This is a genomic window from Pradoshia sp. (assembly GCF_051873915.1).
In the GTDB taxonomy this organism is placed as follows: Bacteria; Bacillota; Bacilli; order Bacillales; family Pradoshiaceae; genus Pradoshia.
Map to the genome: position 1 here is coordinate 1 of NZ_JBJEFJ010000105.1, position 10,785 is coordinate 10,785.

Genomic DNA, 10,785 nt, shown 5'->3' on the forward strand with positions numbered 1-10,785 from the left:
TGGTTATTTATGATAATGGAATGCAGGCTCGGCCTTCTTCTCATCGAATTGAACTTCAAGATCATGTCCGTCAAAATACCACAAATCGTCTTCCTCAACAAAGAACGATAATCCGCCCTTTTCGGTTAAAACCTTTGCTTCCTTGGCAGGTTCAGGAGAGATGCCGAGGGAAAAACCTGATTGTATGGGGCTGTATCCACCATAACGCGGGAAGAACCGAATGCTATCGCCATCACCTAAATCTAATTCTTCCCGGTACCAAGCCACTGATTGTTCATCTATTATTATTTTCATCGCTATTCCTCCTATTTCCATACCGTAAACATGTTGTATCTTTCATTATCGCATAAACATAGGAAAATATCATTTGATTCCGCTTGGATTACATATCGGGAAAGAAAAATAGAGGTGGAAGATTTCCACCTCATTTGTCAGCTGATTCAAGCATGAACTCGGTTAACTCATCCAAATCTGTCTTTGGTGAACCGAAAACGGTTGAATCCTCAAATGGCTTGACCTGATAGTTTTGCTCGTTTGAGCTAGTGACATAGGTCGGTGTGAAGCTTGGGTTAAGTACGGTTGTCTCTGTTCCTGCATCGCTCTTTGTCTGTTCGATTTCTATGGTAACCATGCCGCCGATATCCTTATAATCCCTCACCTGTCCAGACAGGAAATTTCCAAGTGAATAGACGACAAGCGTTTCTCCATCATCATGCTCGAGCCACTCAATCGGCTGAAGGACATGGGGGTGATGACCAATGATGATATCCGCTCCATTATCTGCCATCAGCTGGGCGAGGCGCCGCTGTTCGTCTGATGGATTGCGCTCATATTCATTGCCCCAATGTGCATTAATAAGGACGATATCCGCTTTCCCTCTAATGCTCTTTAGGTCAGAAATGATTTTCTGATCCTCAAGGTAATTGACTAAATAATCCTTGCCGTCTGGAATCGGAATGCCGTTTGTTCCATATGTGTAGGATAAGAAGCCAACTTTCATTCCCTCAATCGTTAAGATGCGTTCTTGTTTGGCATCCTCTTGATCCTTATACATGCCGACATAGGGCATCCCGATTTTTTCATAATAGGATAAGGAGCTTAGGATGCCTTTTTCTCCTTTGTCCAAGGAATGGTTATTGGCAAGGGTCACTAAGTCTATGCCTGAATCCTGCAGGGTATCAGAGATCTCATAAGGTGAATTGAAAGCTGGGTAACCGGATAGGCCCAGCTTGCTTCCTCCAGCAATGGATTCCTGATTGGCAATCGTAAAATCAGGCTCCCCAAGCATTTCCTTCACCGGAGCAAACATACGCTCAAAATCATAACCGTCCTTTGTTTTAGCATCCTCATAGACCGGTGTATGAATTAAGATATCACCAATAGCACCAATTGTAATCGTCTTTGTGTACGTTTTGCTGTCTAAAGCTAGAGGTCTCGCGCTTATTGACACACTTTCTTTTGGCTCGGTCGTAGCTGTTTCTATCCCTTGCCAATAGAGTAATCCTGCACCAAGGCTCCCAGTTAATAATAGAATGATTATGACTTGAATAAACGATGGTTTTTTCATGATAACCGCCCTATTCTTATGAATTTTCACTCAATATTATGGTGACATTATCCCGGGATAAATGCAACGGAAAATTTCCTTTTTTACCCTTGTTAAAAATAGGCAAAAATAAAAAAACTGCTGATCCCTGTGAGGGAGTCAGCAGCAGCTTATTTCTTGAATAGATTGACTTTAGGCTCTGTCTTATTGATAATCCGCTTAATATTTGCCCGATGGCGGTAAAAAATGAAAGCAGCTAAGCAGAAGATCAATAGTTGAAGAGATAAATCATTCGTAAACATAACATAAATAACAGCAACAATGGCAATAATCATCGAAGATAAAGAAACAATGCGCGTCAAATAGAGGGAAAGCAAGAAACAAACTAACAAAATTACGAATAAAGCAGGTTCATACCCTAGTATAATTCCTCCGGAGGTTGCAACGGCTTTTCCGCCTCTGAATCCCGCGAATACAGGATACATATGTCCAACTACAGCCAGTAGTCCGCATACAAGCGGCAAGGCAATCCAATCAGGCCAATTGGGTGTTTGCACCGTGAATATGTATGGAAGAAACGTTGCAGCTGTTCCTTTCAGAATATCCAGTAAGGTCACCACAAATCCTGCTTTTTTGCCCAGTGTCCTGAAAGTATTGGTTCCGCCAAGATTGCCGCTGCCATGTTCACGGATATCAGTGTTGTAAAACACCTTTCCGATAATGAGACCCGAAGGTATGGAACCTAGCAGATAGGCCAATAAAAGCATCAAGTATAACATCATCCAAACCCTTTCTAACCCATAGTGTCACTATATTTTAACACGATTGTCAAAAGGGGCATAGAAATTTAACAAATTAGCACATATATCCATTTCCGGCATGTTCGACTGTTCATTCTGTTGATTTTGATTCGTATATATCAAAAATGTTATGTGGAAGAGTCTATATTAAAGTGCCATCCGGGTATATAATAAGAATGAGTGTATGGAAGGCAAGAGAAGGTGGGAGGAAGAAAGATGATACAGAATCCTAGCAGGGACGAGATCGGAAACATCTTAAAAAACGCAAAGAAAATTGCGGTTGTAGGGCTTTCTGAGAACCCAGAGCGAACTTCTTATATGGTATCGAAAGCGATGCAGGACAGCGGCTATGAGATCATTCCTGTTAATCCGGCTGTCAAGGAAGTGTTAGGTGTCAAAGCGATTGGCTCCTTGAAGGAACTTGATGAGCATGTGGATATTGTGAATGTGTTTAGAAGGCCGGAATTTGTCATGGATTTAGCAAAGGATTTCCTGGATATTGATGCGGATGTATTCTGGACTCAGCTTGGTGTAGTGGATGAAGAAGCTTTTCAGCTGCTGCAAGAGAAGGGCCGGAAAGTAATCATGGACAGATGCATTAAAGTCGAACATGCTTTGACGAAATAAGTCGTTTTAGACTGGCCGCCTGGAAGCAAAGGCGGCTTTTGCGTGCCTGCAGAAAATCCTTTTGAAATGCAAAATTTTGATTTCAAATCCTGCTCATGTGTTACGATATGAAGAAGGGACGATAAATGAATCGCTTTGTTCTGAATGGTTCAGGATTCGGATCCGATTTCCGCGGTCAGGTCAATTGCTATTTGCGAAACGGCCAAGAATCTGTAAGAATAGAGCAATGAACGCACAATCCTATTTGAATGAGAACGTTTGTTCTTAATGATAAAAAAGTATATAATAGTTTTTGGAAAGTATAGAGAGGGGTACATAAGTGGCTAAGAATTTGAATCAATTTGATTATAATGAAGATGCCATCCAGGTACTCGAGGGATTAGAGGCTGTCCGGAAAAGACCGGGCATGTATATTGGCAGCACTGATACTCGAGGCTTGCATCATCTAGTCTATGAGATCGTAGATAATTCAGTCGATGAAGTACTAGCTGGGTACGGTGATGAAATTATCGTAAAGATTCATAAAGATAACAGTATTAGCGTGGTAGATAAAGGACGCGGTATGCCGACAGGGATGCATCGCTCCGGCAAACCAACACCAGAGGTCATTCTCACTGTTCTTCATGCCGGCGGTAAGTTCGGACAAGGCGGCTATAAGACGAGCGGCGGCTTGCATGGGGTTGGGGCTTCTGTCGTGAACGCGCTTTCTGAATGGCTTGTCGTCACCATCAAGCGCGACGGATTTATCTATGAGCAGCGCTTTGAGAATGGAGGAAGACCGGTAACGACGCTTGAGAAGATTGGGAAGACCAATCAAACCGGAACAACCATCCATTTCAAACCAGACCCATCCATTTTCTCCACTGTGGTCTTTAACCGTGAGACATTGAGCGAGCGCTTGCGCGAGTCTGCTTTCCTTCTAAAGGGATTGAAGATTGAGCTGCATGACCTGCGCTCAGATGAGAAGGATGTCTATCATTATGAGAATGGGATTGAGGCCTTTGTCAGCTATTTAAATGAGGAGAAGGATACTCTTCACCCGGTTGTCAGCTTTGAAGGGACCCAATCCGATATTGAGGTCGAGTTTTCCTTCCAATTCAATGATGGGTATTCCGAAAATATCCTATCCTTCGTCAATAATGTCCGGACAAAGGACGGCGGCACACATGAGGTAGGCATGAAAACGGCCATGACACGTGTGTTCAATGATTATGCACGGAAAGCCGGCTTATTGAAGGAAAAAGATAAGAATCTAGACGGTTCAGATATTCGGGAAGGTCTTGCAGGTGTCGTCTCTGTCCGTATTCCTGAGGAGCTTCTTCAATTCGAGGGACAGACAAAGAGCAAGCTTGGAACAAGCGATGCCCGCTCAGCAGTTGATTCGGTCATTTCTGATAAACTAGCTTATTATTTATTGGAGAACACCGATATTGCCACCCTGCTCGTTCGTAAGGCCATTAAAGCGGCACAGGCACGCGAAGCAGCGAGAAAAGCACGTGAGGATGCGAGAAGCGGAAAGAAACGCAAGAAATCAGAGGCGCTTCTCTCCGGTAAGCTTACTCCTGCGCAATCCCGTAATCCGCTGAAAAACGAATTATATCTAGTGGAGGGGGACTCAGCCGGAGGTTCCGCAAAACAGGGGAGAGATAGACGCTTCCAAGCGGTTCTGCCTCTGCGCGGAAAGGTTATCAATACGGAGAAGGCGAAGTTAGAGGATATCTTCAAGAATGAAGAAATCAATACAATTATTCACGCCATTGGCGGCGGAGTCGGTGCGGATTTCTCCATCGAGGACATCAACTATGACAAGATTGTCATCATGACAGATGCCGATACAGACGGTGCTCATATTCAGGTGCTGCTTCTGACGTTCTTCTATCGTTATATGAAGCCTTTAATCGAAAATGGCAAGATCTTCATTGCTCTTCCGCCGCTTTATAAGGTCAGCAAGGGCTCAGGCAAGAGAGAAGTCATTGAGTATGCCTGGGATGATGATGAACTTGACAGCACAATCAAGAAGGTTGGAAAAGGCTATATGCTCCAGCGTTATAAAGGTCTCGGCGAGATGAATGCCGATCAGCTTTGGGAGACGACGATGGACCCGGCTCAGCGTACATTGATTCGTGTGCGCATTGACGATGCTGCAAGGGCTGAACGCCGTGTGACAACATTGATGGGCGATAAAGTCGAGCCGCGCCGAAAATGGATTGAATCCAATGTGGCATTTGGCTTGGATGAAGATAATAATATATTGGAAAATGAGAATATTACAGTCGCCGATGAGGAGGAAGTGATATGACTTCTACAGAAAAATACCGCGATCTTCCCCTTGAGGAGGTTATTGGCGACCGTTTCGGACGCTATAGTAAGTACATCATTCAGGACCGTGCCCTGCCGGATGCAAGGGACGGCCTGAAGCCTGTTCAGCGCAGGATCCTTTATGCGATGCATGCTGACGGGAATACAAATGAAAAGCCATACCGTAAGTCAGCAAAGACGGTCGGTCTCGTTATTGGTAACTACCATCCACATGGTGATAGCTCTGTTTACGAAGCCATGGTTCGGATGAGTCAGGACTGGAAGCTGCGCCGTGAATTAATTCAAATGCACGGAAATAACGGGAGTGTAGACGGCGATCCGCCGGCTGCTATGCGTTACACAGAAGCAAGATTGTCCTCAATCGCAGGTCAATTATTAAGCGACATTGACAAGCATACGGTTGATTTCGTACCGAACTTCGATGACACGGATGAGGAGCCGGTTGTTTTGCCGGCAAAATATCCGAACCTGCTGGTAAATGGTTCTACCGGAATTTCTGCAGGTTATGCTACCGAGATCCCTCCGCATAATCTCGGGGAAATTGTCGATGCGACCATCATGCGTATCGACAAGCCAAATTGTTCGGTTGAGGACTTAATGGAGGTTGTCAAAGGACCTGATTTCCCAACAGGCGGAATCATTCAAGGCGCTGACGGTATTAGGAAGGCCTATGAAACCGGCAAGGGAAAAATCGTTATCCGCAGTAAGACTGAGGTTGAAACTTTGCGCGGGGGGAGACAGCAAATTATCATCACGGAAATTCCGTTTGATGTCAATAAAGCTTCTCTTGTGAAGAAGATTGATGAGCTTCGGTTAGATCGCAAGCTCGAGGGTATATCTGAGGTACGTGATGAAACGGACCGGACAGGTCTTCGTATTGTGATTGAATTGAAGAAGGAAATTGATTCTGAAGTTATCCTTCAATACTTATTTAAGAATACTGATCTTCAGGTTACATATAACTTTAATATGGTCGCTATTTATAAGAAGCGCCCGCAATTAATGGGACTGCGCAGCATGCTGGATGCCTATATCGATCATAGGCGCGAGGTTGTTACGAGACGTTCTGAATTTGAGCTGAAGAAAGCACGTGAAAGAGAGCATATCGTTCAAGGTCTTATCAAGATGATTTCCATTCTTGATCGAGTCATTGCCACTATTCGTGCCTCTCATGACAAGATGGATGCCAAGAAGAATCTCGTGGCTGAATTTGGCTTCTCACAGGCTCAGGCAGAAGCGATTGTTTCCTTGCAATTATACCGTTTAACGAATACGGATATTACAGCGCTGGAAAATGAAGCAGCAGAGCTTCAGACGAAAATCGCCGAATTGACTTCCATTCTTGAAAGCGACAAGAAATTAATGTCTGTTATCAAGAAAGAATTAAAGGAAGTCAAGAAAGTCTATGCAGACGCTCGCCGCTCTCAAATTGAAGCGAAGATAGAAGACATTAAGATTAATCTTGAAGTCTTAATCCCGAGTGAAGATGTCATCGTCACGGTTACGAAGGAAGGATACATTAAACGGACAAGCCTTCGTTCCTATACGGCAAGCGGCGGGCAGGATTTCGGCATGAAGGACGGGGACCGCATCCTGCACAAAATGGATATCAACACGACGGATACCCTCCTGCTATTTACGAACAAGGGAAGCTATATTTACTGCCCGGTTCATCTTCTGCCGGATATCAGGTGGAAGGATGCCGGCCAGCATATTAGCAGCATTGTTCCAATGGATAAAGATGACTGCATCATTAAAGCCATCTCTGTCCGTGATTTTGAAAAACCAGGATACTTATTATTTGTCACCAAGAATGGTATGGTAAAGAAATCTGAGCTTGGTTTATATAAAGCAACCCGTTATTCAAAACCATTGGTTGCCTTAAATCTTAAGGGCGATGATTGCGTTGTGGATGTCCATCTTACTGACGGAACATATACAGTCTTCCTGGCGACATCACATGGCTATGGTCTCATGTTCAAAGAGGAGGATGTTCCTGTCATTGGTGCAAGAGCGGCGGGTGTGAAGGGCATCAATCTGAAAGACGATGATCATGTCGTCAGCGGAAAAGTATTCGCAGATGATAGTTCCTCTATGATTGCTCTTGTGACACATCGAGGGGCAGTCAAGAAAATGAAACGCTCTGAATTTGAAGTCGGCTCCCGCGCAAAAAGAGGAGTAGTCATGCTTCGTGAGCTCAAGAAAAATCCTCATAGAGTTGTTGGCATTGAAATGCTTGATGACCTAGATCAGCTATATATTGAATCGGAAAAAGGCAAGATTGAAGAAATTGGCTCCTTCCAGCTTCGTCCGAGTGATCGTTATTCGAATGGTTCCTTCTTTATGGATGAAGCGGAAAACGGTCCAATTATCGACAATTGGATTGTCAAAGCAGAAACAACAGACGAAACTCCCAACTAAACCTTTTAAGGAAGAGGATGGGAAATAAGTTTTTCAACCAATGATCAACCCGAATGATTAGACGATAAAGGAACGAATCTATCGTCTAATTAATCGGGTCTTTTTTTGTTGTTTTCCATGTATGTATTGATTGTGGCTTTTGGCTATTCGTGACTAGCGGAATGGAACGGACTTGTCTTTCCAACTGCGATTGAATAGGAAAAATAAGTGAGAATCATTCGTTTTTGAGGATCTTTTATTTCGTCTTTTCCAGCCTCTTTTTCTGTTCTTTTTGAACAATCAGCCCCGCATAAATAACGAATGGCAAGGAAACAGTAAGGGGAGGTATCAAGTGAATAAAGGAGCTGAAATGATGAAGGCCGTAAAATATCTCATTCTTTGCGCTGTTTTATTAGTCATGAATTCCCCCGTGCAGGTGAATGCTGCAAAGAAAAGCGGGGAGGTTAAACTGAAATCCTATTTGATTGATGTCACGGGAGATGGCCAGAAAGATCAGCTGACGTTATATGGAATCCCTTTTGGAGAGAGAACAAAGTATTATAAGGAATTCAAGCTGGTTCTAAATAATCAAAAGGGCAAAGCAGTTTATCAAATCCCTGGGGGATTCAGCCCGGAATTAATGTTAGCCGATGCAAATTCAGACAAAGTACTCGAGGTCATACTGGAGGTTCCGACAGGGGGAAGTGCCGGGGCCTGTGACTACTATGCCTTTAATGTTTATAATCAAGCAATTGAGGAACTGCCGCTGCCTGAGCCGCTTAATTTGAATGGATCGTTCAAAAATAACTATCGTGCGAGTTTCATCATCCCAGAAAATAATCAATCCTTTGTGCTGGACTTGAAAAAGCACAAACCAGTCTATGACAGGCTGGGGATGTATAAAAAAGGCAAATTAAATGAACCGCAGGAAACATTGATTGGAGAATTTTATTCCTTAGCGGTTAAGGATACGAACAAGGATGGGATTAATGAACTGGTTGCAAAGCAAACCATCTCAGGAGCCTCGATATCGGATATCATTGCAGAGGTAAGCTCAATCTGGGTATATCAAGAAGAAAACTGGATCTTAAAAAACGTGGAAGTTGAGACAAAGTAATCACCAAAGCTGGGCTGATGACATAAGATGCCGTATAAGATCACTTTAATGGAGTGAGGGCCTTATGTCAGCTTTGTCAAATCGCTTGACTGTTATATTTATCCCCCCTTATGTTACCGTAGGGCCAGTGGAGGGTCGTACGTATACACTGACCCATTCAGATGAAACAGGCGAGTTATTCCTAAGTGTTGGCGGCGGAATTGACTCCTCGAAAATCGACTGGAAGATGCGTGATGAAGTGATTGGGACCTGGCAGATCAGAGGAGGGCAATACTATCTGGTTTGTTCAGTCCATATTAGCGCAGGGGAATTCGATGAGAATAAAGCGCGTGCACGCTATTCAATCTTTAAAGAGGAGATGCCGCTTGCTTTGAAAGGAATCATCAATGGAGATAAAGGGTTATTTGGATACTATCCTTGGCTTTTGAATGCCCCTGTTCAAGTTGAGTTCTGCTCCATTTACCCTGAATTTAATCAAGTGATGTATTATGGATTGGCAAGGCATTATCAAGAAGGGTAGCTTAGGCTATCCTTTTATGTTTATGAAATTTACTTTACATAACATTATTATGTTACCCCACATGCATAACGTCGTTTATGCTTGGGCAGCCTTTCTCAGCGAAGAAAATCAGGTAAGATTTATGTCTTCTGGCTGCTTGCTTTCTTCTTACTGTTGTAAAATAAAAGGGAGGAGAGCGATTTGTTATGAAATTTCACTACGAGGTAAGGCTTGAGGACATCGTCCAATATTATATACATATGAGTCATACATCACCGCAGTTTAGATTTGTTGTAAAGGGGAGGCAGGTTCGCTTTTTCATTGTGCTCCTCCTGCTGGGAGCTGCAGGATTCTTTGTTTGGCCTCCCTCTAATTGGCTGATTTATTACGGGATCTGGATCATTCTATCTTTCCTTTTGTCTAAGGGTTATTCCTTTTTTATTTATCGCTGGATTGGCAGGAGGCTCCGAAAATTCCACGCTAAGGGGAAAAATGAGGGTGTTTACGGCGAGAAAAAGATAGAAATCAATCAAAATGGAATCACGGAGCAAACGGATGGAATGAAAGACATCACCTATCAATGGAGTGCGGTTAAAGAGGTTTACGTAACTTCTTTATATGTGTTTATTCATGTGAGTGAGTTTACAGCCATTATGATTCCAAGGAGAATCTTTGAAGACAAGGAAGCTTGGGAAAACTTCCAATCTGACCTTAAAGACTATCAAGGGAAGGAGAGGGGAGGCAGGTGAAGGAAATGAAGATCATTGCTCTATCAGACACACATATGCCGAGGATGGCAAAGTCCCTGCCAGGAAGGCTGGTCGAGGAGCTAAAGGATGCTGATTATATTTTGCATGCAGGTGATTGGCAGACGATGGATGTCTATGAGGAGCTAAAGAAATTTGCCCCAGTCGATGGCGTTTGCGGAAATGTGGATAGCGGAGAGCTGGTCGGAAAGTTTGGTCTTCAGAAAGTACGGACGTTTGAAGACTTTCGAATCGGAATCGTTCATGGTCATGGCAAAAAAGGAACAACCGAGCAGCGGGCACTGGCCGCATTCGCAGATGAGGAAGTAGACTTGATTCTATTCGGTCATTCCCATATTCCACTATTAAAAGAGGTCAATGGAATCCTTCTCCTTAATCCAGGTTCTCCTACGGATAAGAGACGGCAGGAGCACTATTCCTTCGCCATTATCCGCCTTGGAAGCGAGATGGCTGTTGAGCATGTTTTTTATTCAAGCAAGCTGTAAACCTTTGAAAATAGGAAGGCCGAAGCGGAGTAGACCATGGAGCATATTAGAGCCGTCATTAAAGGGAGTCAGACCCTAGCAGGACCATTTTTTGAATGTAAGGCCAATGAAGCCGGCGGATGTCCGTACATCCTTTTTTTAGAATGGTTTCAGTCAGCTGTTCAATATGGCATCTATGAGCCGCATGCGATGACATTATCGAACATCGATCAAGATGGATATCCT

General features: G+C 43.6%; 10 protein-coding genes and 1 pseudogene. 8 read left to right on the forward strand and 3 right to left on the reverse strand.

Annotated features, from left to right (window positions below):
• Positions 1-3: 3 nt before the first annotated feature.
• From ACI35L_RS09505 to plsY, 3 genes are all read right to left on the reverse strand, one after another.
• The gene (locus ACI35L_RS09505) at positions 4-294 is read right to left on the reverse strand and encodes a HesB/YadR/YfhF family protein (protein ID WP_439802753.1); all 291 of its coding nucleotides are present in this window, start codon (positions 292-294) and stop codon (positions 4-6) included.
• A gap of 130 nt (positions 295-424) precedes the next feature.
• The gene (locus ACI35L_RS09510; RefSeq protein WP_439802754.1) at positions 425-1,567 is read right to left on the reverse strand and encodes a CapA family protein; all 1,143 of its coding nucleotides are present in this window, start codon (positions 1,565-1,567) and stop codon (positions 425-427) included.
• Positions 1,568-1,716: 149 nt separating this feature from the next.
• Complete coding sequence (gene plsY, locus ACI35L_RS09515; RefSeq protein WP_439802759.1) at positions 1,717-2,325, reverse strand: glycerol-3-phosphate 1-O-acyltransferase PlsY; 609 nt, start codon at positions 2,323-2,325, stop codon at positions 1,717-1,719.
• 237 nt (positions 2,326-2,562) lie between these two features.
• Here plsY and ACI35L_RS09520 point away from each other — a divergent pair, with 237 nt between their 5' ends.
• From ACI35L_RS09520 to ACI35L_RS09555, 8 genes and pseudogenes are all read left to right on the forward strand, one after another.
• Complete coding sequence (locus ACI35L_RS09520; RefSeq protein WP_049670973.1) at positions 2,563-2,973, forward strand: CoA-binding protein; 411 nt, start codon at positions 2,563-2,565, stop codon at positions 2,971-2,973.
• Between the two features lie 331 nt (positions 2,974-3,304).
• Positions 3,305-5,272 carry a DNA topoisomerase IV subunit B gene (gene parE, locus ACI35L_RS09525; protein ID WP_439802760.1) on the forward strand — a complete coding sequence of 656 codons (1,968 nt, stop codon included), beginning with the start codon at positions 3,305-3,307 and terminating at the stop codon, positions 5,270-5,272.
• Positions 5,269-7,713, forward strand: coding sequence for a DNA topoisomerase IV subunit A (gene parC, locus ACI35L_RS09530; protein WP_439802755.1), 2,445 nt, complete (start codon positions 5,269-5,271; stop codon positions 7,711-7,713). The genes parE and parC overlap by 4 nt, the downstream gene beginning before the upstream one ends.
• A 331-nt stretch (positions 7,714-8,044) precedes the next feature.
• Positions 8,045-8,809 (forward strand): hypothetical protein, encoded by a 765-nt coding sequence (locus ACI35L_RS09535; protein WP_439802756.1) that lies wholly within the window; start codon positions 8,045-8,047, stop codon positions 8,807-8,809.
• Positions 8,810-8,873: 64 nt separating this feature from the next.
• The gene (locus ACI35L_RS09540; RefSeq protein WP_439802757.1) at positions 8,874-9,329 is read left to right on the forward strand and encodes a staygreen family protein; all 456 of its coding nucleotides are present in this window, start codon (positions 8,874-8,876) and stop codon (positions 9,327-9,329) included.
• Between the two features lie 185 nt (positions 9,330-9,514).
• Positions 9,515-10,057: a YcxB family protein gene (locus tag ACI35L_RS09545; RefSeq protein WP_439802758.1), complete on the forward strand. Its 543-nt coding sequence runs from the start codon at positions 9,515-9,517 to the stop codon at positions 10,055-10,057.
• A gap of 5 nt (positions 10,058-10,062) precedes the next feature.
• Complete coding sequence (locus ACI35L_RS09550) at positions 10,063-10,560, forward strand: metallophosphoesterase family protein (RefSeq protein ID WP_439802761.1); 498 nt, start codon at positions 10,063-10,065, stop codon at positions 10,558-10,560.
• Positions 10,561-10,596: 36 nt separating this feature from the next.
• Positions 10,597-10,785 (forward strand): annotated as a pseudogene (locus tag ACI35L_RS09555) (oxidase); the annotation flags it as partial.